The sequence below is a fragment of the Paenibacillus sp. YN15 genome (assembly GCF_003285005.1).
GTDB lineage: Bacteria > Bacillota > Bacilli > Paenibacillales > NBRC-103111 > Paenibacillus_AR.
Genome location: NZ_QMFA01000016.1, coordinates 1 through 21,195, shown reverse-complemented (window position 1 = coordinate 21,195; position 21,195 = coordinate 1). Strand labels below are relative to the sequence as shown.

The following is a 21,195-nucleotide window of genomic DNA, read 5'->3' as shown; positions in this document are numbered from 1 at the left end:
CGTACCCCCGGTACGCCTTCACGAAAGTGCCTTGCCTGGAACGAAAATTCAGCAAAATCTGCTCCCCTCGGAGTTATCATACACGCCCTAGCGATTCAAATATTTCAACGGATTCTCAACCGTGCCGTTCTTGATAACCTCAAAATGCAAATGGGTGCCGGTGGAATCCCCTGTGCTGCCCATAATGCCGATTTTCTCGCCCTTCTCCACAATCTGGCCTACCTTCACGCTGTAGGAGCTCAGATGTCCGTAAAGGGTCTTATACCCGTTCAAATGATTAATAATCACATGATTGCCGTAATCCGATTTGTAGCCGACATATTCCACCTTGCCGTTATCGGAGGACATAATCGATTTGTTGCCGGTAAGGTCCACGCCCTTGTGCAGCTTGCCCCATCTGTAGCCGAAGCCGCTGGTTATGCTGGAGTTCAGGACCGGCCAGGCGAACTTGCCCGAGCCCTCGCCCAGAACAATCTTGGTTCCCTTGCGGGCCTTGGCTTTGACGGGCTGCTGAAGGATTTCCTCGCTGAGCATTTCTTCTTCCATCCACTTGCCGTTTATCTTGGTAACCAGGAAGGTAACGTTCTTCAAGCCGTTCTTGCCGGGGGAAATGGTCTGGATCACGCCAGCGCGCATGTTGTCATCCAGCTCGTAATCGGTGTCGTATTGGATTTCCTGGCTCTCCACAACCTTCTCCACCGTCTTCACGGAAAGGGTCGGCTGCAGCACAGTCAGGTCCAGCACCTGGCCGATCTTCAGCTTGTCGTCCACGATCCAGGGATTATTCTCATAGATCACCTGGCGGGAAATATTGAAGTTCTTGGCGATAAGGGAAATACTGTCCCCCTTCTCCACCGTATATTTGGTAGGCTGCACATCTCCCGTTTCCAGCTTGGCCAGAAGCTCCTCCGGATTTGCTACCTGGGAGGGGTCAATCTCCTTCTGCTTGATTTCCACCTGCTGTACAAATTCCACCTTTTGAACCTCGGATTCGCCGGGGCTCAAGACCTTGGCTTCGGTGGAGAGGATGCTTACCCGCCCCTTTTCCGCCTGCTGCTTCTCGGCTACCGCCGCTCCGCCGTGGTTGGCCTTGATCTGGGCCAGCAGCTGATCCGCCGTATCCGTGTCCTTCACGATGCCCACAGGCTTGCCGTCCACAACCAGCTCTACCCCCACCGCATGGGAGGTAATCAGCTGATCCAGCATAGCCACGGCTGCACCGTCGTCGGATTCACCTTTGTAAGCCTTTTCACTCTTCAATACAATCTCATCTGTATTCAGAACCATATGAACATTAGGATTTTCTTGCTGCACCTGGTTGTACTTGGTAATCTTGAATTCATCTACCACCTGCGGGTTGCTTACGGTACCGGCGTATTGATCCTTTACATATACATGGAAAATATCATATGTATTGGCTGCTACGTATTGCTGGTAGCCCAATGTTCCCGTCCAGATTACAGCTCCCAGCGCGATGGTTCCGGCTATGTGCATCCGGTACTTCTTCAACTGGCGGAGCCCGCCTTGTGCGGTCTCTGCCGACTGCTTCTTCAGTCTGGCGCTTCCCAGCGCCAATGTATGGCCTGCCTTGACGGATCTTTCCTTCACCGACATCAGCCATGCTTGTGCGCGTTCCTTATGCTGTAAGGCGCTCCATGCCGGTTTGGCGGCGCCTGGCTTTGTTTCTTCTTTAAGCGGCTTGCCCCAGGATTTCACCTGCGACAGCCGTTCCAAGAACCATTTCTTCATCTTGAAACCTGTCATGATGGACTCCTCTTCAGCCAATTCTAGAAAAGCGCAAGGATCGCCTCCTACGACGCCCTACATCTTTTCCGATGTATCTGCGAACCTCTTCACGGCAGCAAGCGACAAAAACCTGAGCCAATAATCATACCTTTACCAATTTACCACAGTATGATTTGCGATTTCAACCACATTTGTCACAGTTTCTGTGTTTGCGCTTACATGACTTTCGCAGATCAGCTGAGGCTGATCCGTACCTTTCCCGGCGGCTACTGGTATTTCTCCAGGATCGCCAGCACTTGCGTGTACTCCTCCTGGGTAAGATGCTTGCGGATGATTCCGTCCAGCTGCGCCAGCTCCTCCTGGGTAATCCCGTTCTCCATCAGCTGGGAGATGGCTTGCACCTCCGCGGCCGGCAGCTTGGAAACCACGAGGGCAAAGAGCTTGATCTTGTCGTCATTGGTCATGGTATCCTTGGTGGAGGACAAAAAATCCGCAGAGAACAGCATTTTTTCCGACGCCTGCTCTCCCGTTCCCCCCGACTGGGAACCCTGGGAGCTGCCCGATTGGCTCCATACCGGCAGGGCATCCGCCATTCCGCCGGACCCTGAGGCTCCACTGTTTGTGCTCCCCTCCTTTTCCTCCCGGCTGGAGATATTGCCGCCTGTTCCTGTTCCGCCCGAGACCGATCCGTTGGCGTTTGCCGGCGGCTGCGTATCCGCGCCGCTTCCCGAACCGGCGGAGCCGACAGGGGTAAGGCCGCTGCCCCCATACACCGGCTTGTCATCTTTTGCGGACACGGTCTGGTTCATTATATTCAGTCCGGCGCCCATTTTTTCCACGAAATCCAAAAATCCGATACTCTGCATGTCCCCGCCGATCTGGTAATGAGCCAGCACCTTCTCCAGATAGGTTCCCACCGCCGCCCATGTGGCGTATATGGTGACCGCCGCGATAAACACCGCCGCCACTGCCATTTTGACCAACCAGCCCAATACCTTCATCATACTCCTCCTGCCCGGCCTGTCGTATGGAAGCATAATGCCGCATTTGCAAGCCCTCTATTCCAGTATGTCCGGAAAAAGGACGTTTTAATGCCCGGAAATGGAAAAAATCCCCGCCAGCCATCGACTGACGGAGATTCTTAAGGCAGGATATTGGCGCAGCTCTTAGTAAACGGGCAGCACCTGGTTGGTTTGCTCCCGGTTGCGTCCCACGGAGAAGATGGCAATGGGAATGCCGGTCAGCTCGGACACACGTTCCACATAGCGGCGGGTGGTTGCGGGGAGATCCTCCAGGCGGCGGACAGCGGTAATGTCCTCGCTCCAGCCGGGAAGCTCCTCATAAACGGCTTCGCATTCGGACAGCATCTTGAGGCTGGCCGGATAGTAGTCGATCAGTTCGCCACGGTACTTGTAGGCAGTGCAGATCTTCACTGTCTCCAGACCCGTAAGCACGTCCAGAGAGTTCAAAGACAAGCCGGTGATGCCGCTGACCCGGCGGGCATGGCGGACCACAACGCTGTCGAACCAGCCTACCCGGCGGGGGCGTCCGGTTACAGTGCCGTATTCAAAGCCCGCTTCGCGGATGCGGTCGCCGATGGGATTGTTCTGCTCCGTCGGGAACGGTCCGTCGCCGACACGGGTGGTGTAGGCCTTGGCCACACCGATGATCTGATGGATCTTGGTCGGGCCCACGCCTGCGCCGATGCAAACGCCTCCGGCCGACGGGTTGGAGGAGGTTACGAAGGGATATGTGCCGTGGTCAATATCCAGCATAACCCCTTGTGCGCCCTCGAAGAGCACCTTTTTGCCCGCGTCGATGCTGTCGTTCAGGACAACGGAGGTGTCCGTCACATAAGGGCGCAGCACTTCCGCGTATTCCAGATATTCCTTCAGAATGGAATCGGCATTCAGGCCCTTGCCGCCGTAAACCTGCTCGATAATATGGTTCTTCTCCTCCATCATGCGGCGCAGCTTGGCCTCGAACTCCTCGGGGTCCATCAGATCGGCAATGCGGATGCCGCTTCTGGCCGCTTTGTCCATATAAGCCGGGCCGATGCCCTTGCGGGTGGTGCCGATTTTGCTGTCGCCCTTGCGGTCCTCTTCCAGGCCGTCCAGAAGAAGATGATACGGCATGATCACGTGGGCTCTGTCGCTGATGCGCAGATTCTTCGTGGAGAAGCCGCTGTCATGGATATATTGGATTTCATCGATAAGCGCAGCCGGGTTCAGAACCATGCCGTTGCCGATGACGCAAATCTTGTCCGTATAAAAAACTCCAGAGGGAATCATCTGCAGCTTGTATTTTTTGTTATCGATGAGTATGGTATGTCCGGCATTGTTCCCCCCTTGATAGCGGGCGACCACCTCTGCCTGCTCAGCCAAAAAATCGGTGATCTTGCCTTTTCCTTCGTCTCCCCATTGAGTGCCGACAACAACAACTGTGGACATGCGCAAAAACCCCTTCCGGTGAATTGATACACCGCATTAGTAGCCGCCCTATTGCTGGCGTATGCTTTCAAACGCTTAAGGCGGCATATTCAGTGTATCAGTCCGCTAAAGCAAAGTCAACGAAAACGAACGATTACATGGAGTAACCGTTAATCGTTCGGATATCAGACATATTTAGAGGAATTGCGGACAGTTGTCCTTCCCATTATCCTGATTTGTTTAACATTAGGACTTCAGCCCCCCACTTCCGCGGGCATGTCCCGCTATCGGCAGCCGCTCCAATTCAGGTACGCGTAAAAAGAAACCCGGCCGCTTCCGGCCGGGCTTGTTCCACATATATATGATGGCGGGTTTATCTGGCCGCGGCCTCCTGATGGGTCCGGTCCAGGCTGACAAACTTGTTGTAATGCTTCAGGAACGCCAGCTCTACCGTGCCTACCGGGCCGTTCCGCTGTTTGGCGATAATGATCTCGATGATGTTCTTCTTCTCGGTTTCCTTGTCGTAGTAGTCATCCCGGTACAGGAAGGCGACAATGTCGGCGTCCTGCTCGATGGAGCCGGATTCCCGAAGGTCGGACATCATCGGCCGTTTGTCCTGCCGCTGCTCCACGCCCCGGCTGAGCTGGGACAACGCAATGACAGGCACATCCAGCTCCCGGGCAATCTGCTTTAGGGTCCGGGAAATTTCCGAAACCTCCTGCTGGCGGTTGTCGCCCCGGCCCCGTCCGGCAATAAGCTGGAGATAGTCGATGAGGATCATCCCCAGCCCCTTCTCCTTCTTCAGCCGGCGGCATTTGGCCCGGATATCCGCTACGGTGACGGAGGCCGAGTCATCGATATAGATATTGGCCTCGGACAACGCGCCGATGGCCATGGTCAGCTTTTCCCAGTCGTCGTTCTTCATGTCCCCGTTCCGCAGAGCGTTGGCCTCAATATTGCCCTCGGCGCAAATCATCCGCTGCACCAGCTGGGCCGCACCCATTTCCAAGGAGAAAATGGCGACGGTCTCTCGGGCCCGGACCCCGATATTCTGGGCCACATTCAGGGCAAAGGCGGTTTTGCCGACGGAAGGCCGGGCGGCCACGATAATCAGGTCGGAGCGCTGGAAGCCGGAGGTCATCTTGTCCAGGTCGATAAACCCGGAGGGAATGCCGGTGGCGGAGCCCCGCTGCTGGGACAGCACCTCCACCCTCTCGAATACCTCCATCAGCACATCCTTGATGGCGATGAAGCCGCTGCCGGAGCGCCGGTTGGAAATCTCCATAATCCGCGCTTCCGCGTCGCTCAGGAGCGTTCCCACCTCGTCCTCGCTGGCGTAGCCGTCGGTAACGATATTGGTGGCCGCCCGAATCAGCCGGCGGAGCATGGACTTCTCTTCGACGATCTGGCTGTAATAATCCACGTTGGCAGCCGTCGGCACCGAATTGGCCAAGGCCGACAGATAGCTGACCCCGCCGATGTCCTCCAGCTGCTTCTTGTCCTGGAGCCGCGCGGTCAGGGTGACCATATCCACCGGGTCATTGGCCTCGGCAATTTCGATCATGGCGGCAAAGATATATTGATGGGCCGTCCGGTAAAAGTCCTCGCTGGAAATCCGCTCCATGGCCGTAACCAGGGCGTCCCCGTCCAGGAGAATCGCACCCAGCACCGCCATTTCGGCTTCCAGATTTTGCGGTGGAATCCGGTCGAAGCGTATTTCTTCGTTCATGCTGGTTTCTTCCTTTCCTGCCGGGAGTCTGTCCGGCTCACCAGACAGACTCCCTGTCCCTTACTCCTCGACCACGTGCACCTGCAGCGTGGAGGATACTTCGGTATGCAGCTTCACCGGCACGGTAAAGCTGCCGATCATCTTGATGGGGTCGTCCATCTGCATCTTCCGCTTGTCGATGGCAATGCCCTTTTGCTTCTGCAGCTCCTCGGCAATCTGCTTGGTGGTGATGGAGCCGAACAGACGGCCGCCCTCTCCGGTTTTATGCTTGATGGTCAGGGTGATTTGCTTCAGCCGTTGCCCCAGCTCCTGGGCATCCTGCTTTTCCTTGTCCTTCTTCTTCTGCTCGGAAGCCTTCTGCATGGCCAGGCTCTTGATATTGCCGTCGGAGGCCGGCGCCGCCAGCCCTTGCTTGAACAGGAAGTTCGTAGCGTAGCCCTCCGAAACCTCCTTCACCTCGCCCTTCTTGGCCTGTCCCTTAACATCCTTCAGAAAAATAACCTTCATTCGAATAACCCCTCTTCCTCATCTATTTCCTTCAACACTTGCTTCAACCGTTTGGCCGCCTCCTGCACGGTGGTATGCTCCAATTGGACCGCCGCATTGGTCAGATGGCCGCCGCCGCCAAGCCGCTCCATAACCACCTGGACATTGATCTGCCCGTGAGAGCGGGCGCTGATGCCAATGAGCCCGTCCTGGCGCTCGCCAACGACAAAGGAGGCCATAATATCCGTCATATTCACCAATGTATCAGCAACCTGGGCAATGAGCAACTGGGAGTATTTTTTTCCCGGCTCGGTGGCGGCAATGGCGATATGGTCATAAATGATCTCCGCATGCTTGATCACCTCCGCCTTCTTCACATAGGCGTCCAGGTCCTCCTTCAGCATCCGGTGGATAATGGCCGTATCCGCCCCGTTGCGCCGCAGGAAGGACGCCGCCTCGAAGGTCCTGGCGCCGGTGCGCATGGCGAAGTTCTTCGTATCCACGGCAATGCCCGCCAATAGCGTTGTCGCTTCCATCACATCCAGGGACACCCGGTCCTGGAAGTATTGCAGAAGCTCCGTCACCAGCTCGCAGGTGGAGGAGGCATACGGCTCCATATAGATCAGCACCGCATCGCTGATGAACTCCTCGCCGCGGCGGTGATGGTCCACCACCACAATCCGGCTGGTATTCTGCACCAGCTTGGGCTCCGCCAGCAGGGAGGCCTTGTGGGTATCCACCACCACAATAAGGGTCCGTGGGGTTTTCAGATGGAGCGCCTGATCCGGCTGGACGAAGCACTTCTTATACTTTTCTTCCTCGGAAAGCAGCTCCAGCAGCTTATGGATGGAAGGGTTATCCCCCTCCAGCACCACATACCCTTCCTTGCCCGCCATCTGCACCATCTTCCACACGCCGATGGCCGCACCGACAGCATCCATATCGGGAATCTTGTGGCCCATCACCAGCACCCGGTCGCTTTCCCGGATCAAATCCCGCAGGGCGTGGGAGATCACTCTTGCCCGCACCCGGGTCCGTTTCTCCACCGCATTGGAGCGTCCGCCGTAGAAGGACAGGCGCTGCCCCACCTTCAGGGCTGCCTGGTCGCCGCCGCGCCCCAGAGCAATATCCAGGCTGGTTCCCGCCAGGGCCCCCAGCTCAATCAGATTGTCCGACCCCGACGCCACGCCGATACTCAGCGTAAACGGCACCTTCATTTCCAGCGTCATATCCCGGACATCATCCAGAATGTCAAACCGGCTTTGCTCCAGCCGCTGCAAGCCCTTCTGGTCCATCATAAACAAGAACCGGTCGGAAGCCGTCCGGCGCAGGAACAGCCCATTTTTCACAGCCCATTCATTGATCTGCCCGGTAATCTTGGCTATGGTCAGCGTCCGCAGCTGGTCATCCATCCCCTGAGTGGCTTCATCCAGATTGTCCATGAGGACCAGCCCGATGGCCGGCCGGCTCTCCGCCAGCTTCTTGGACATCTCCGTTTGCGCCGTAATGTCATGAATGTACAAAAGCCGCTCCTCCGGCTTGACGATAACGGAATACACCGTTTTGTCCAGCTGGAGCTCCACAACCGGGTCTTTTTCCTTGCGGTTCTTCAGTTGGGGCCACAGCTCCAGCAGGGATTGTCCGATCACCGACTCCTTGCCGGTCATCCTGGCGACAAAGGGATTATGCCACTCAATCATCTTCTCCTCATCATACAGGACAATGCCGATGGGCAGCTCATGAATCACCTCATGGCCGGCCCGCTTCACCCGGTGGGACAAGGTGCCCACATAAGCATGGAGTTCCTTTTCGAAGGTGCTCTCCGCCAGAAGCGAATAATAAATGACCAGCCCCACCAGCAGGAGAGCAGCCAATCCGATGAACCAATAGTAAAAAAGCAGCGCCCCCGAAAGGGCCAGCATCAGGATGTAGGACCAGACTGTATGTCTTCCATACCAGCGTTTGCGCAATAACTTGGGCATCTTTCACCTCTCCTTTAGTCAGGCGATCAGCCGCCGGCGATTCGTTTCCGCATCGGGGTGAGCACATCCAGCAGGCCGATAACACAGTAGAGGTAAATAAGAAGGGGCGAAAAAAACACCACCATCACAATGGCAAACACGGGAAGCGCCACACCCCTTTTTTTGGCATGGGCGTAAAAGAAGAAAAAGCTGATGGCCTGCACCGTAAAAGCGATGCTCAGGATGGGAAGCAGATTCCAAACCACCATGGAAATAAAGGTGTTGGATTCAATGCTGATGAACATATCCATTATGGTGACGATCACCAGATACAGCGCCATAGAGCGGGGCAGCATCCACTCCCGGATCGGCTTTAAGCCGGGCACCAGGACATTGTTTCGGCGGAGAATCCAGCGGCCTACGGCGTGTCCGATGAAGGTATAGAATACAGCCGTGACGATCAAGAGAAGCGGAATGATTTGCAGAAAATAATGAATGGTCGTATTCAACGCCGCCTGATTGACGGAATTGCGCAGCACCTCCGGCAGGCTGTCCACGCCGCTCTGAAGAAACTCCTTCACCCGCTCAATGGGGTCGAAGCCCGCTGCGTAGCTGATCAACAGCCCCAGCAGCATCTCTCCCAGCAATGTGACCGTACCGCCTACAATGGCGGAGCGGGCCGACAGCTTCTTCCTGTACATAATCCCCATCACAATGGCCGGAGCCAGAAAAAACAGGGAAACCAAAATCGGAAACAAGCCCAAATACCCGGTGACCGCCCCCACTGCGGCAAGGCTGATGGCATAGAACAGCGTCGCCATCTTCCATTCCAGCTTGGTGAACAGCGCCAGAGCGGGAACCAGCACGAAATTAATGGTAATCATGATCAGCGGGGTAATAAAAGACAGGAGCATCAAGGCATTGATGATGCACCAGATCAGCGCAAAGGAACGGCCTTTGGACAATGAGATTCACCTCATGTTGAATAGTTGTTCACGAAAAAATGTATCACCGTTCATTATAGCACAAACCTGCGCCGGTTTCTTGGAATCTCCTTTTGCCGCCTCTCACGCCGCATGAAGGTTTCCTATAGTGATTCTTTCCCTTGACGCCAAAAATCCCCGGTGCTATGATTTCAACTCGTTCTTTTTTCCAAGAAGATGGGAGGCGAGAGTTTGATACATGTAGAAGGCATCTCCAAAACCTTTCTGGTCCCCAAGCGCAAGGCCGGCCTGGGGCAATCTGTGAAGGCGCTGTTCCGGCGGGAGTACAACCAGGTGAAGGCGCTGCAGGATATTTCCTTTCATATCAACCCGGGTGAAATCGTGGGCTATATCGGACCGAACGGAGCCGGCAAGTCCACCACCATCAAGGTGATGAGCGGCATTCTGGTGCCCGATGGGGGCCGGTGCAGCATTATGGGCCACATTCCCTGGAAGGAGCGGACCCGCTATGTACAGCGGATCGGCGTGGTCTTCGGCCAGCGTTCCCAGCTATGGTGGGACGTGCCGGTGGAGGAATCCTTCGAGCTCCTCCGGGAGATTTACAAGATTCCTGCCCAGCTGTACCACCAAAACCGGGACATGCTGACGGACAGCCTGGACCTGGGCGGCTTGCTTCATACCCCTGTGCGCTCCTTAAGCCTGGGCCAGCGGATGCGCTGCGAGATCGCCGCCTCTCTCCTCCACGGACCGGAGCTGCTGTTTCTGGACGAGCCCACCATCGGCCTGGATGCCGTTTCCAAGCTGGCCGTCCGCCGGTTCATCCAGACCCTCAACCGGGAAAAAGGGGTCACCGTCATTTTGACCACCCATGATATGAGCGATATTGAAGCATTGGCTAACCGGCTGCTCCTCATCGGCAAGGGCAAGCTGCTGTATGACGGCAGTCTCGGGGATCTGCGCAGCCGGTACAGCCTGCAGCGGACCATCACCGTTCTGTTCAAGGAGCGGGCGGAAATTCTCCAGGTCCCCGGAGCAACCCTCTCCTCCTGGTCCTCCGAACGGGCAGTCTACACGGTGGAGGAGGCGGATGCCAATATGTCGGCGATCATCACTTATCTGGCCTCCCGACTGGATATCCTTGATGTGACGGTGGATGCCCAGCCCATTGACGATCTGATTGTTTCCTTATACAAGGAGTATCAGATATGAGAGCCTACCGCGCTGTTTTCAAGCTTCGGCTGGCGCTTGGACTGCAATACCGCGCCGCCGCCCTGGCAGGTCTGGCCACCCAGTTCTTCTGGGGGCTGATGAGCATCATGGTGTACGACGCCTTCTACAGTCACTCCTCGGCGGTTCCGGATATGAGCTTTCAGCAGGTGGTTACCTACATCTGGCTTCAGCAGGCTTTTCTCACCTTTGTTATGCTGTGGTTCCGCGACTCCGAGCTGTTCGGCCTGATTACCGGCGGCAACATCGCCTATGAGCTGTGCCGCCCCTGCGGCATTTACGGCTTCTGGTACGCCAAGCTGGTGGCTCAACGGCTGTCCGCCGCCGCGCTCCGCTGCCTGCCTATTCTGCTGGTGGCCGTTATCCTGCCCGGCCGCTACCGTCTGTCCCTGCCGGACAATCCCGGCGCCGCCCTTTTCTTCGTGCTCACTCTTCTCTTGGGCTTGCTGGTGCTGGTGGCCATTTCCATGCTCATCTATATCTCCGTCTTTTATACCATGTCTCCCACCGGCTCTATCATGCTCATGGGCATCCTGGGGGAGTTCTTCTCCGGCATGATCGTTCCCATCCCGCTTTTGCCCTCTTGGATTCAACAGATCGCCTATGTCCTGCCCTTCCGCCTCTCCGCCGACTTTCCGTACCGGGTCTATTCCGGGCATATTCCCTGGCAGGATGCGGTGACCGGCGTCGGCGCGCAATTATTGTGGCTGGCCGCGCTGGCCTGCTTCGGCTATCTGTGGCTGAACCGGGCCTTAAAGCGGGTCATCATCCAAGGAGGCTGACCATTCTATGAAGCTATATAGCAAATATATCGGCATGCTGCTGAAGGCCCAGATGGAATACCGGACTTCCTTTCTGCTGCTGTCGGTGGGGCAGTTCTTCGTGCCCTTCTTCATTTTTGCCGGTATGTATTTTCTGTTCCAGCAGTTTGGGCAGATCAGCGGCTGGACCTTCTATGAAACCGCCCTGTGCTTCGCCGTCATCCATATGGCCTTCTCCATCAGCGAATGCTTCGCCCGGGGCTTTGACAGCTTCTCCACCCTGGTAGTCTCCGGCGATTTTGACCGGATTCTGCTGCGTCCCCGGACCACCGTGCTTCAGGTGCTGGGCTCCCGCTTCGAGTTTTCCCGGATCGGCCGTCTGATCCAGAGCCTGGCTGTGCTGGGATGGGCGGTCTGGAAGCTGCCGGTGGAGTGGACCTGGTTCAAATCGGGAGTGCTTGTGCTTATGGTGGCAAGCGGCATCTCCATCTTTACCGGCATCTTCATTCTGGCTGCCACTCTGTGCTTCTGGACCATCCAGGGTTTGGAGATCGCCAATATCTTCACCGACGGCGGGCGGGAGCTGGCCCAGTATCCCATCAATATTTATCAAAAATGGGCGGCCCGCTTCTTCACCTTCATCATTCCCTTCGGCTGCTCCAATTATCTCCCGCTCCTGTACATTCTGGACCGTACGGATGGAGGCCACCCGGCCCTCTATGCCTTGGCTCCCTTGGCAGGCTTTCTGTTCCTCCTGCCCTGTCTCTTGGTCTGGAGATTCGGCGTCAGATATTACCGTTCAACCGGCTCTTAACACACCTGGCCAAGCTGCAAAAAACCCCGGACCATCCGCAAGCTGCGCAGACGGGTCCGGGGTTCGGCGTTTAACGGAGCATATTCCGATAGATGCCGGGCGCCGAATCGGGAATAGGGATGGCCCCCACTTCCTTCTCGTAGAAGGCGGTTGGACCGGCTCCGCCGATGATGGCGTAGGCATACCCCTCCGCCCTCATGGCATGAAGGGCCGCCAGCAGGAGCCCTTTACCGATGCCCTTGCCCCTCTGGTCAGGGTCCACTCCGGTCGGGCCGAAGAAACCCTTGGCGGTGGCTTCGTAGCAGGCAAACCCCACCATCTCCGCCTTGCCGTCGCCCACTTGCTGGGCGATGAAGCAGCTGACGGGCAATCTGCCGTAGGCAGTCTCCAACTCGCTCCGCCAATGGCGCTGGAACATCCGCTCCGCCCATTCCCCCGCCAGATGCTTCTCCGGCGGCAGTCCCCGGCGGATCACAATTCCCTGCTCCTCCAGTTTGCTCAGTACAGGCGCAAAATCAGGCAGTTCATACAGCTTCACTAACATATCCGGCATCCTCGGCACTCTCCCTTGTTTGTAAATGGGCTTGGGGCGAACAAAAAACACCAACCCCCAAAAGGAGGTTGGTGCTGGCATCCAACGCTTATTCCGTGGTGTACGGAAGCAATGCAACGGTACGGGCGCGCTTGATCGCAGTGGTCAAAGCGCGTTGATACTTCGCAGAAGTACCGGTTACGCGGCGGGGCAGAATCTTGCCGCGCTCGCTGATAAACTTGCGAAGGGTATCGATGTCCTTATAGTCAATGTGAGTAATCTTGTTCACAGTGAAATAGCAGACCTTACGGCGCTTGTTACGGCCCTTGCCGCCGCGGGAAAACTTCCGCTCGCCGCGGTCTTCGCCGCCTTCATTACGCTTGAAGCTCATCTTGGTTCATTCCTTTCGGGTTAGAATGGCAAATCATCATCGGAAATGTCAATCGGCTTTCCGTCGTCTGAGAATGGGTCCGCGTTGCTGCCCCGGTTTCCTCCGTTGTTGTTTCCGCCGCTATTGCCGTAGTTGCCGCCGCTGTTGTTATTGTAGCCGCCGCCTCCACCGCCATAGCCGCCGGACCGGTTTCCTCCGCTTCCGCTGTTGCCGCCGCCCTGATAGTCCTCCCGGGGTGCTCCTCCGCCTTCGCCGCGGTTCGCTGATTCCAGGAACCGGACATTGTCGGCAATCACCTCGGTGACATACACCTTGCGGCCTTCGTTATTCTCGTAGTTGCGCACCTGAATGCGCCCTTCCACTGCCGCCAGCCGTCCCTTGCGCAAATAATTGGCACAGGTTTCGGCAAGCTGCCTCCAGGTTACCACCGGAATAAAATCGGCTTCCCGCTCATTCTGGTTGTTGGAGAACGGACGGTCCACGGCCAGCGTAAACTGGGTAACCGCCACACCTTGGGGCGTATAACGAAGCTCCGGATCACGGGTTAAACGGCCGATCAGAATTACACGGTTCAACATTCGAATCCCTCCCAAACATCATCCACGGGCAAACTTAGGCAACGTCATTGACGATGAGGAAACGGATAACCTCATCAGAGATCTTCAGAATGCGGTCAAGTTCAGATACAACAGCCGGCTCGGCGTTGAAATGGACCAGGACGTAGAATCCGTCACGCATTTTGTTGATCTCATACGCAAGACGACGCTTACCCATCAGATCACTCTTGGTAATTTCGCCGCCGTTGGATGTAATGATGTTTGCAAACTTCTCAACCGCAGTTTGAACCGCTTCTTGCTCCAGCTCGGAGCGCAGAATGTACATCACTTCATATTTGCGCATGTAGTTCACCTCCTTGTGGACTATGCGGCCCTCCCATGGGTAATAGAGGCATGTCTCATGCCGGGAGAGCAAGGAGTAACGATGAAACGTAAATGCTCATCAAAACTCGCACCATAACACTATACCAGAACAAGCGCTCGATTACAAGCCAATTTCCGCGAAGAACGGCTTTCCTTAGCTGCTGTCCTTCAAGCTTTTACGGCCGCCGAGGCGCAGATGGAGCATCCTCACACTTTCCGCGGCCCAGAGACTTTCAAGGGAAAGGGTGGCAGCGATATTTCCCTGCCAGGGAGTCCAAAGCTCAATCACCCATGACAGCCCTGCCGGCAAAAGAGCCCGGGCCCTGTCCAGGTTCAGCATACCCTGTCCAAGGGGAGCTCCCTCCACGTCGAAGCCCAGCATGGAGGGTTTGCGCCGGATGATGTAATCCTTGCAGTGGAAATTAACAGCCAGGGGCGCCAACTGGGCCATAACCTCGCCTTCCCCTTCGCCCTGGCCCAGATTGTTCACCGGGTCCAGACAAACCCCCAGAGCGCTATCGGGAAACAACTGCACCAGGTCACGGACCCAGACGGCCGGATAGAAATCATGGTTCTCCACGCCAAGCACCACCCCTGCCTTTTCAAAAGCAGGCAGAACAGCGCCGAGACGTCTCCCGGCCTCTTTCATGTCCGGCCTGTCCCGCCCGTTGTGAGGCAGGGTGCGAACCAGCTTTGCTCCAAGCCGCTGGGCAATCTCAAGATAACGAAACAGGTTGTCGGGATCGAGGCCACGGGTCCCCACCTCCAGGGCCAGCCCCTTCTCCAAAGCGCGTTGGCCAAGAAGATCCAGCTCTCCGGGAGAGAGGGCGGAAAGCGGCAGATTATCGGCAATCTGGAGCACCCCGGCTCCAAGCTCCGCGGCCTTATCCACCAAATCAAAGACGGTCAGGGGATGCGGCACTGGCTCGTAGCCCGCAACTCCCAGCGCCCAGGCGAAGGTCCAGGAGGATACGCCAACCCGGAAATCACTCATTGCACCACCACATCGACAATCAGGACCCAATCCTGTCCCTTGCCCGAGGAAGGCGGAACAAACAGGGTTTCCTTTGGCGGTAGGATAGCGAAAGCTTCTTCTTTGCCGGTTCTGGGATCAAACCAGGAGGCCTTGAGGATCGAACCGCCCAATTTGTCCAGATAAGCTCTTATAGGAAGCCCGAGTGGACTGTAGAAGTAAGCGTAGCTCTCGCCTCTCCCCGCGGCTTGGTGGGCCATAACCGCCGGATCATCCTGAACAAGCTCCTGAGCGGCCCTAAATTCAAAATAGGGGCGGCTCAAGCGAAGATCCATGGCAATACGGGCCTGATAAGCGCCGGGATGCTCCATGACCTCCTCCCAGCGGTAGGGCCAGTAAGTGGATACCTCCGTATTGAAGTACCACACGGAATGATTGCCGTAGGTGTTCCCGCATACCCCTTCCATCAGGTTCCAGTACGTGTTCTGGCGCACATCCGCCTCGTCCCAGTAAAAGCCCAGGGAACGGTCAAAGCAGGCGGGATGATCCTCGTAGCGCGGCTCGGCGTCCATAAAGGGCTTTTCTTCCGCTTCTCTTGTCCGGCGGATGAGCTCCCAGCTTTCGTAGGAGACAAAATGATGCCCCGACTGGATGGTGTGAAAATCAATATAATCCTTGTCTTTTACATAGAATGTCGAGGAGGCGTGTCCGTCGGGATGGAAGGTGACCAGGTGGTTGCCGCCGTCTCCCTCCTTGATGCCAGCAGCCATCTCGTCAATAATGGCGCTGTGCAGATCGGTAATAAGCTTCCTGTCTCCGCCCATCATCCAGATAATGTTCCAGTAGTCCTTGTAGCGGTTTCCGAGCCATTTGCCGTATTGTCTTGCATTCTCAGGGGTAAAGATTTCAGGCCCAATCCCATGGGCTTTATTGTATTTATCTCCCCAAGTGGGAAGCAGGGCGATGAACAGGTCCTTTTCTGCGGCTGTCTGAATGATGTAGTCCACATGATCCCAATAGCTGTACTCGCCTGCCGTATCGGGACTTGCGGGATCATAGACGTCTCCTTTTTTTAAAAGAGGATGCCTTCCATAGGCATTGGGCGAGGCCAGTCCGTCACGCTCCGCCAGGGCCACGGCCTGGATGACGTTGAAACCCTGCTTCTGGCGTACCGACAGGAAATACTCGGCTTCCCTGCGGCTGAGCTTGTGAAAAATCTCCCAGGCGGTGTCTCCGAGATAGAAGAAGGGCTCGCCCTCCGCCGTTGCCAGATATCTTTTTCCCGAGTGAACCATTAATTTCTTCATATCCTGCACGCTCCCTTATATTTCTGGCATGCTATTTCAGATGCAGCATCTCCGCCAGCACTTCTTCGATCTTCTCCGGCTGGAAAACGGATTTCCAGTCGTCGCGGAGCACATGCTTTCTTCCATACTCCACGGCAATTTTGGCGGCATCGGAAAATGGATTGCTGCTTTTCAGAACAATTGCCAGCGGAATCTGAATATGTCCCAGGAGAAAAGAGCGGGCCGCCTGTTCGGGTACCCCCTGCCGGATGGCTTCGTCAATCGCCTCCTTCATGATCGTCGCGCATAGAGCCACCACCACTTCCGCCGCAGCGGGTTCGAGAATGGCCATTTGTTCCACGGTGATCCGGAAGCAGTCGACTACGGGGTTGAACATATGCCGGCAGAGGATTTCGGCTTGGGCCAGATCCTCTTCGCTGCCCTGCATAAGAGCGATGACGATATCCTGCTTGGCTGCCGCGCCGCCGAAGAGATCGGCTTTTTCCTCCGCTGTATTCTGCTCGCCGAACAATGGGGGATGGCAGGGATGGGTAACGATGAAGGTGCAGTCCTCCCGTGTAACCAGCTTGCCCGCTCTGGCGGCGGCAGGGTCCAGTGTAATGGCTATGGCTCCCGGCTTCATCAGGGGAACAAGACTTTCGGAAAGCCCGGGAAGGGCGGCGTCAGGTACGGAAAAAATAATGAAGTCGGCCTTGGCGACAGCTTCCTCCGTCTTGAGGGCGGCAATTCCGCTGGCCTCCAGTGCTTTAAGTCCTTCCTCATCCTTTTCGCAGCCTACAAAGCTGTAGCCGAATTTTTGGAGATTGGGAGAAATCCTTCTCCCCATTTTGCCGCCGGCGCCAACCAAAGCAATCAGCTTATCCTTTAACATGGTAATCAGTCCTTTATCCGGAATATTTAAATCCCACTTTCGTCCAGTCTGACTGCCCGGCCCTCTTCGCAGGAACGTACCGCCGCAAAAACAAGCCGCATGGTCTCCCGGTTGTCCTTGCCCGAGGTGTCCGCAGGACGCCCTTCGAGGAATGCATCTCTAAGGGCCTCAAGACATGCCGGAATAGCGCTGAACACATGGCCTCCATGGACCAGCCAATCCTCGGAGGGGATGTAGTCAAGGGTTTTCCAGGTTCGGGTATCCACCGTACGGGTTCCGTCCGTCTGAAGCTGGATGACATTATCACGGTCAAGCAGGAGCGAGCCGGCTTCCCCCTCTATGAATGCTTTATGATGAAATTCATGCACCAGATCACAGGAGAGCAGGAGACCGCTCTTCATGGACAGCAGGGACAAAGCCGTATCCGCCGCGCCGATGTCCGCATAGGCGGCCTTGGTGCGCGTATAGATGGTTTCCGCTTCGCCAAAAAGGTATCTGGCCACGTCGAAGATATGCGGTCCCATATCCATCAGCGCCATGTGGTCCATGGTTTTGAGCGCGGGCTGCTTATCCATGATGGCCCGGTCCGGCGACTTCAGCTGAAGCTGAGCCCGGATAGGACGGCCGATGCAGCCTTCGTCCAGAAGCTCCTTCAGTCTTTGAAGGGGGGGCTGATAGCGAAAATTCTCATGTACGGCAAACCATATCCCGGCAGCCTCCGCAGCCTGAACCATACGGTCGCAGGCCTGGCTTGTGAGCGCCATGGGCTTCTGGCTAATCACGGGCTTGCGGTAGCGGGTGGCCAGATGCACCAACTCCTCATGGATGGCTGCATCGGTAATGATGTCCGCCACATCGAAATCGGCGGATTCAAAAACCTCATCCGGGGTTTGCCCGACAAAGGGAATGTTAAATCTGGCGGCTGTGTCCTCCGCTTTATCTCTTGAGCGGTTCCAGACGGCAACGACCTCCTCCCCAATGCTTTGCCAGGCGGCGATTTGAAACTGCGCCCAGTAACCGGTTCCAAAAACAGCGATTTTCATCAGCTTCTCACCTCCGGATGAATTCCGAAGACTTCCCGGGCGGTTCCTCCAAGGACACGCTCAAGCTCCGGGCCCTCCTCCAGAAGGGTACGATATTTCGCCAATTCCACAGGAATATTGACGGCATGATCCGAAGCAAACATCATTTTGCCCGGACCGATGGACTTCAGCGCCTTTCTGACGTTCAGAATGCTCAGCCAGCTGGTATCAAGATAAACATGGTCAAAGCTGCGGGCCAGGTGCAGAGCCTGGGCAAACAGCAAATCCGTACCGGCATGGGCCAGAACAATAGGAATTTGCCGGAAGGTTTGCGCCGCCTCCAGAACCATGATCGGATCAGAAAAAGGGGTGCCGTTTCCGGTATGAACCATCACCGGAGTATTAAGGGCCGTTGCGGTTTCAAATACATGGAGCCCATCTTGGGAGCAAGGATTGGCCGCGTGGGCGATGGGGGTGATTTTAAAGCCCACAAAACCCAGCTCCTTCACGCAGCGGGTAGCCTCCTTCTCATAATCCTCCGGCCTGAAATGAGGATTAATGGACGCCATGCCGAAGAAGTGGCCTGGATGAGCCAGGCACAGCCGGTGGATTCTATCGTGGATATTCACGGTATCCGACAGATAAGGACGCCCCACAAAGGGCTGAACGATGGAAGCGGCGACTCCGTATTCCCTCTGGGCAGCCACAAGCTCCTCTTCCGTTGCTTCCTCATCAAACACCACATCATGGCCCAGATGGGCATGGACATCAATAATCATCCTCTATCCCTCTTCCTTCTTTTTCATCTGAGCCAGATAAACCGCTTCCCATTCCCTTACGGAAGCGAGGGCGGCTGCTACCGCGGCGGACTCATCCCTGCTTTCGACGGCGGCAGCGATCCGGCGGTGAATCTCCAGGGCGAATGTAATGTTGCTTTCCCGCCCATAGGTGCTTTCGATGGCCGGTTCAAAATAACGGAGGACAAAACGGTACAGATTTTCCACAAGCCGGTTCCCTGTGGCCTTGCCTAGAGCATGATGGAAGTTCAGATCAAGCTTTAGCCACTCCTCCAGGCTGCCGCCGGAGCCGGCTCCGGTTTCCATACGCTTCAACGCTTCACGAAGGGCTTCCAGATCCTCGGGGGAAGCATGTTTAACGGCCAGACGGCAAACGGTCAGCTCAATCATCTCGCGAAGCTCCACCATCTCCCGGGCCTGATGGTCTGTCATCATCAGACTTAATAAAAAAGGGTCCAGCAGGGAATCGCCGATATTGGAGGAGATGTAGGTCCCGTCGCCCCGCCGGATATCCACGATACCGAAGGCGGATAGAATTTTCATGCCTTCCCGCACGGAGCCGCGGCTGATTCCCAGGCTCTCCGCCAGCACGCTTTCGCTGGGAACAAGATCGCCGGGCCTTAGCTTGCGGGCAATTAATTGCTTTCGGAAGCTGTCAAGCATATGATCCACTGCGGAATTGGAGTCTCTCTTTGAAGTAAACAAAGCGGTGTTCTTATCCAAACTGTCACCCCCTTAAACATCAGACGTTTGATGTTTAATCTTATTTTATTGGCTGGCTGGGGCATTGTCAATTTATAATTTGCCCCCTGTTTGCAATGAGAAAAACCTGACGAAAAATCACCGTCAGGTTTTTTTGCGTTGTGGTGGGCCACCGTGTGCTGACCGGATCTGCAGCCCCACCCGTCTCCTCACCGGAAAATGGTCTGCCTGCGCTTACCCTTCTCTCTGCACCCGGAAGAGCGCAGCGGAACTGTGCGACTCTTAAAAGCAGCTTTTGCCGCTTTTTTTCACCTTGACGGAACTAAGAAACCCTTATTCCCCGCCGCGGCCTGATTTCCTCCCTATTTCCGGCGAATCAGGGATGGAACGGTTTCTTAGTTCCGTTAATTCTCCAAACTCCCGTTTTCACCCCCATAAGAGTCGCTGAGTTCCGCAACAGCGGCCTACCGGGCTGTCATCTCACCCGCGGGCAGCCTTTTGCCGTTAAACCAATCCCAACTTGGCAATCGCCTCTTCATCCGTGGGCTGGAAAAAGACATTTGTTCCGTGATTGCTCTCATAGATAAAGTCCCGCAAGCTTTTGCTGGAGTAGACGGAAAAATCACCGACAATGGCCAGCTTCACCTGGTAGTTGGTGAACTTCTGCAGAATTTCACCGGCCAGCCTGGTCTTCAGATCAAAAAACTCCTCGCAAATGGCTGCTTTGTCCAACACAATCCGGTCGGCTCCCGTTTCATAACGGATGGTTGCCATTAGATCCAGGGCGGATTGGACATCTGTAATCAATATCCCCTCATGCACAACCCGTACGATGGTTTCCCCATTTTGCTCGATGGTCACAAATTTCATACAAAACCCTCTCCTCTTATCAATGATGGTGAACCGGCATACGTTTTTACTCATTCTTCCGGATTTCCATTCAAATGTCAATGCGCCCGGTTCACCTAAAATTTCCGGCCTCCCCCTTTCATGACTCCCCTTCCCGCGGTTCATACTACTGATGGAGGTGATGGACATGGGTGAACGTTCCCGTTACACAGTGGGCCAAAAAGCCCCCAACGACGGCGAGTATATGGAAATCGGTGATCATTCGGTTCATATGGGCATCAATAACCCCAAGCATATTTACCTTAAGAAGGGGGATCATTTCCCCGAAAACACCAACGACGACCGGGTATGGGTCAAAAAGGATCACGCGGTCACACACTAACCGCAACAAAAAAACTCCTGCAGCATGAATGCAGGAGTTTTCCCGTTGGGACATATGATACGGAAAGGGTGGGATTCGAACCCACGCACGGTTGCCCGNCCCGTTGGGACATATGATACGGAAAGGGTGGGATTCGAACCCACGCACGGTTGCCCGCCTAGCTGATTTCGAGTCAGCCCCCTTGGGCCTCTTGGGTACCTTTCCATAATGGAGCCCGCCTAAAAAAGCGGGACATTGACTATGGTATCACGGGAATGCCCCGTAGTGCAAGGGGTGTTTATCCTTCACAGGCTCCACGCATCAAATTTCCAGCGACACGCATATTCAACATCTTTCGATTCATCTGATCCGA

The 21,195-nt window shown here is 55.7% G+C and carries 22 protein-coding genes and 1 tRNA gene; 4 read left to right on the top strand and 19 right to left on the bottom strand.

The window, feature by feature from the left end; genetic code table 11:
* Positions 1-87: 87 nt before the first annotated feature.
* The 7 genes from DQG13_RS14465 to DQG13_RS14435 form a co-directional block, all read right to left on the bottom strand.
* Positions 88-1,764, bottom strand: a complete 1,677-nt coding sequence (locus tag DQG13_RS14465; protein WP_146767155.1) for a peptidoglycan DD-metalloendopeptidase family protein — start codon at positions 1,762-1,764, stop codon at positions 88-90.
* Positions 1,765-2,012: 248 nt separating this feature from the next.
* Entirely contained in the window at positions 2,013-2,750 is a 738-nt protein-coding gene (locus DQG13_RS14460; protein ID WP_146767154.1) for a hypothetical protein, read from the bottom strand.
* Between the two features lie 162 nt (positions 2,751-2,912).
* The gene (locus DQG13_RS14455; protein ID WP_113020490.1) at positions 2,913-4,196 is read right to left on the bottom strand and encodes an adenylosuccinate synthase; all 1,284 of its coding nucleotides are present in this window, start codon (positions 4,194-4,196) and stop codon (positions 2,913-2,915) included.
* 352 nt (positions 4,197-4,548) lie between these two features.
* On the bottom strand, positions 4,549-5,904 hold the full coding sequence (gene dnaB / locus DQG13_RS14450; RefSeq protein WP_113020489.1) for a replicative DNA helicase: 1,356 nt from the start codon (positions 5,902-5,904) through the stop codon (positions 4,549-4,551).
* 60 nt (positions 5,905-5,964) lie between these two features.
* Entirely contained in the window at positions 5,965-6,411 is a 447-nt protein-coding gene (gene rplI, locus DQG13_RS14445; protein ID WP_113020488.1) for a 50S ribosomal protein L9, read from the bottom strand.
* Complete coding sequence (locus tag DQG13_RS14440) at positions 6,408-8,372, bottom strand: DHH family phosphoesterase (RefSeq protein WP_113020487.1); 1,965 nt, start codon at positions 8,370-8,372, stop codon at positions 6,408-6,410. Before DQG13_RS14440 ends, rplI begins: the two co-directional genes overlap by 4 nt.
* 26 nt (positions 8,373-8,398) lie before the next feature.
* Complete coding sequence (locus tag DQG13_RS14435; RefSeq protein ID WP_113020486.1) at positions 8,399-9,316, bottom strand: DUF2232 domain-containing protein; 918 nt, start codon at positions 9,314-9,316, stop codon at positions 8,399-8,401.
* A gap of 210 nt (positions 9,317-9,526) precedes the next feature.
* Between DQG13_RS14435 and DQG13_RS14430 the strand changes: the two genes are divergently transcribed.
* Genes DQG13_RS14430 through DQG13_RS14420 form a run of 3 tightly spaced genes read left to right on the top strand, consistent with a single transcriptional unit; the run spans position 9,527 to position 12,097 of the window.
* Positions 9,527-10,504 carry an ABC transporter ATP-binding protein gene (locus DQG13_RS14430; protein ID WP_258525679.1) on the top strand — a complete coding sequence of 326 codons (978 nt, stop codon included), beginning with the start codon at positions 9,527-9,529 and terminating at the stop codon, positions 10,502-10,504.
* A complete protein-coding gene (locus DQG13_RS14425) occupies positions 10,501-11,304 on the top strand; it encodes an ABC transporter permease (protein ID WP_113020484.1) in 804 nt (267 codons plus the stop codon). The genes DQG13_RS14430 and DQG13_RS14425 overlap by 4 nt, the downstream gene beginning before the upstream one ends.
* Positions 11,305-11,311: 7 nt before the next feature.
* Positions 11,312-12,097, top strand: a complete 786-nt coding sequence (locus tag DQG13_RS14420) for an ABC transporter permease (RefSeq protein WP_113020483.1) — start codon at positions 11,312-11,314, stop codon at positions 12,095-12,097.
* A 70-nt stretch (positions 12,098-12,167) separates the two neighbouring features.
* On the opposite strand, the gene DQG13_RS14415 is transcribed toward DQG13_RS14420, so the two are convergent.
* The 11 genes from DQG13_RS14415 to DQG13_RS14365 form a co-directional block, all read right to left on the bottom strand.
* On the bottom strand, positions 12,168-12,650 hold the full coding sequence (locus DQG13_RS14415; protein ID WP_113020482.1) for a GNAT family N-acetyltransferase: 483 nt from the start codon (positions 12,648-12,650) through the stop codon (positions 12,168-12,170).
* 88 nt (positions 12,651-12,738) lie between these two features.
* The gene (gene rpsR / locus DQG13_RS14410; protein WP_113020481.1) at positions 12,739-13,020 is read right to left on the bottom strand and encodes a 30S ribosomal protein S18; all 282 of its coding nucleotides are present in this window, start codon (positions 13,018-13,020) and stop codon (positions 12,739-12,741) included.
* A gap of 20 nt (positions 13,021-13,040) precedes the next feature.
* Positions 13,041-13,598, bottom strand: a complete 558-nt coding sequence (ssb, locus tag DQG13_RS14405) for a single-stranded DNA-binding protein (protein ID WP_113020480.1) — start codon at positions 13,596-13,598, stop codon at positions 13,041-13,043.
* 34 nt (positions 13,599-13,632) lie between these two features.
* The gene (rpsF, locus tag DQG13_RS14400; protein ID WP_113020479.1) at positions 13,633-13,920 is read right to left on the bottom strand and encodes a 30S ribosomal protein S6; all 288 of its coding nucleotides are present in this window, start codon (positions 13,918-13,920) and stop codon (positions 13,633-13,635) included.
* Between the two features lie 174 nt (positions 13,921-14,094).
* Positions 14,095-14,934, bottom strand: coding sequence for a sugar phosphate isomerase/epimerase family protein (locus DQG13_RS14395; protein ID WP_113020478.1), 840 nt, complete (start codon positions 14,932-14,934; stop codon positions 14,095-14,097).
* A complete protein-coding gene (locus DQG13_RS14390) occupies positions 14,931-16,220 on the bottom strand; it encodes a glycoside hydrolase family 140 protein (protein ID WP_113020477.1) in 1,290 nt (429 codons plus the stop codon). Before DQG13_RS14390 ends, DQG13_RS14395 begins: the two co-directional genes overlap by 4 nt.
* 31 nt (positions 16,221-16,251) lie before the next feature.
* A complete protein-coding gene (locus tag DQG13_RS14385) occupies positions 16,252-17,091 on the bottom strand; it encodes a phosphogluconate dehydrogenase C-terminal domain-containing protein (RefSeq protein WP_113020476.1) in 840 nt (279 codons plus the stop codon).
* 26 nt (positions 17,092-17,117) lie between these two features.
* Complete coding sequence (locus DQG13_RS14380; RefSeq protein ID WP_113020475.1) at positions 17,118-18,134, bottom strand: Gfo/Idh/MocA family protein; 1,017 nt, start codon at positions 18,132-18,134, stop codon at positions 17,118-17,120.
* Positions 18,134-18,892 carry an amidohydrolase family protein gene (locus DQG13_RS14375; protein WP_113020474.1) on the bottom strand — a complete coding sequence of 253 codons (759 nt, stop codon included), beginning with the start codon at positions 18,890-18,892 and terminating at the stop codon, positions 18,134-18,136. The genes DQG13_RS14380 and DQG13_RS14375 overlap by 1 nt, the downstream gene beginning before the upstream one ends.
* A 3-nt stretch (positions 18,893-18,895) precedes the next feature.
* Positions 18,896-19,633 (bottom strand): FadR/GntR family transcriptional regulator, encoded by a 738-nt coding sequence (locus DQG13_RS14370; protein WP_113020473.1) that lies wholly within the window; start codon positions 19,631-19,633, stop codon positions 18,896-18,898.
* Positions 19,634-20,116: 483 nt separating this feature from the next.
* Entirely contained in the window at positions 20,117-20,482 is a 366-nt protein-coding gene (locus tag DQG13_RS14365; RefSeq protein WP_113020472.1) for a DUF4180 domain-containing protein, read from the bottom strand.
* Positions 20,483-20,648: 166 nt separating this feature from the next.
* Between DQG13_RS14365 and DQG13_RS14360 the strand changes: the two genes are divergently transcribed.
* Positions 20,649-20,843 (top strand): YjzC family protein, encoded by a 195-nt coding sequence (locus DQG13_RS14360; protein ID WP_113020471.1) that lies wholly within the window; start codon positions 20,649-20,651, stop codon positions 20,841-20,843.
* Between the two features lie 118 nt (positions 20,844-20,961).
* On the opposite strand, the gene DQG13_RS14355 is transcribed toward DQG13_RS14360, so the two are convergent.
* A tRNA-Ser gene (locus DQG13_RS14355) sits at positions 20,962-21,047 on the bottom strand.
* Positions 21,048-21,195 lie beyond the last annotated feature (148 nt).

Excerpts from the sequence above, each read along its gene's own strand:
- DQG13_RS14465 (WP_146767155.1), bottom strand. The coding sequence starts at position 1,764 with ATGACAGGTTTCAAGATGAAGAAATGGTTCTTGGAACGGCTGTCGCAG.
- DQG13_RS14460 (WP_146767154.1), bottom strand. The coding sequence starts at position 2,750 with ATGATGAAGGTATTGGGCTGGTTGGTCAAAATGGCAGTGGCGGCGGTG.
- DQG13_RS14455 (WP_113020490.1), bottom strand. The coding sequence starts at position 4,196 with ATGTCCACAGTTGTTGTTGTCGGCACTCAATGGGGAGACGAAGGAAAA.
- dnaB (WP_113020489.1), bottom strand. The coding sequence starts at position 5,904 with ATGAACGAAGAAATACGCTTCGACCGGATTCCACCGCAAAATCTGGAA.
- rplI (WP_113020488.1), bottom strand. The coding sequence starts at position 6,411 with ATGAAGGTTATTTTTCTGAAGGATGTTAAGGGACAGGCCAAGAAGGGC.
- DQG13_RS14440 (WP_113020487.1), bottom strand. The coding sequence starts at position 8,372 with ATGCCCAAGTTATTGCGCAAACGCTGGTATGGAAGACATACAGTCTGG.
- DQG13_RS14425 (WP_113020484.1), top strand. The coding sequence starts at position 10,501 with ATGAGAGCCTACCGCGCTGTTTTCAAGCTTCGGCTGGCGCTTGGACTG.
- DQG13_RS14420 (WP_113020483.1), top strand. The coding sequence starts at position 11,312 with ATGAAGCTATATAGCAAATATATCGGCATGCTGCTGAAGGCCCAGATG.
- DQG13_RS14415 (WP_113020482.1), bottom strand. The coding sequence starts at position 12,650 with ATGCCGGATATGTTAGTGAAGCTGTATGAACTGCCTGATTTTGCGCCT.
- rpsR (WP_113020481.1), bottom strand. The coding sequence starts at position 13,020 with ATGAGCTTCAAGCGTAATGAAGGCGGCGAAGACCGCGGCGAGCGGAAG.
- ssb (WP_113020480.1), bottom strand. The coding sequence starts at position 13,598 with ATGTTGAACCGTGTAATTCTGATCGGCCGTTTAACCCGTGATCCGGAG.
- rpsF (WP_113020479.1), bottom strand. The coding sequence starts at position 13,920 with ATGCGCAAATATGAAGTGATGTACATTCTGCGCTCCGAGCTGGAGCAA.
- DQG13_RS14395 (WP_113020478.1), bottom strand. The coding sequence starts at position 14,934 with ATGAGTGATTTCCGGGTTGGCGTATCCTCCTGGACCTTCGCCTGGGCG.
- DQG13_RS14390 (WP_113020477.1), bottom strand. The coding sequence starts at position 16,220 with ATGAAGAAATTAATGGTTCACTCGGGAAAAAGATATCTGGCAACGGCG.
- DQG13_RS14385 (WP_113020476.1), bottom strand. The coding sequence starts at position 17,091 with ATGTTAAAGGATAAGCTGATTGCTTTGGTTGGCGCCGGCGGCAAAATG.
- DQG13_RS14380 (WP_113020475.1), bottom strand. The coding sequence starts at position 18,134 with ATGAAAATCGCTGTTTTTGGAACCGGTTACTGGGCGCAGTTTCAAATC.
- DQG13_RS14375 (WP_113020474.1), bottom strand. The coding sequence starts at position 18,892 with ATGATTATTGATGTCCATGCCCATCTGGGCCATGATGTGGTGTTTGAT.
- DQG13_RS14365 (WP_113020472.1), bottom strand. The coding sequence starts at position 20,482 with ATGAAATTTGTGACCATCGAGCAAAATGGGGAAACCATCGTACGGGTT.
- DQG13_RS14360 (WP_113020471.1), top strand. The coding sequence starts at position 20,649 with ATGGGTGAACGTTCCCGTTACACAGTGGGCCAAAAAGCCCCCAACGAC.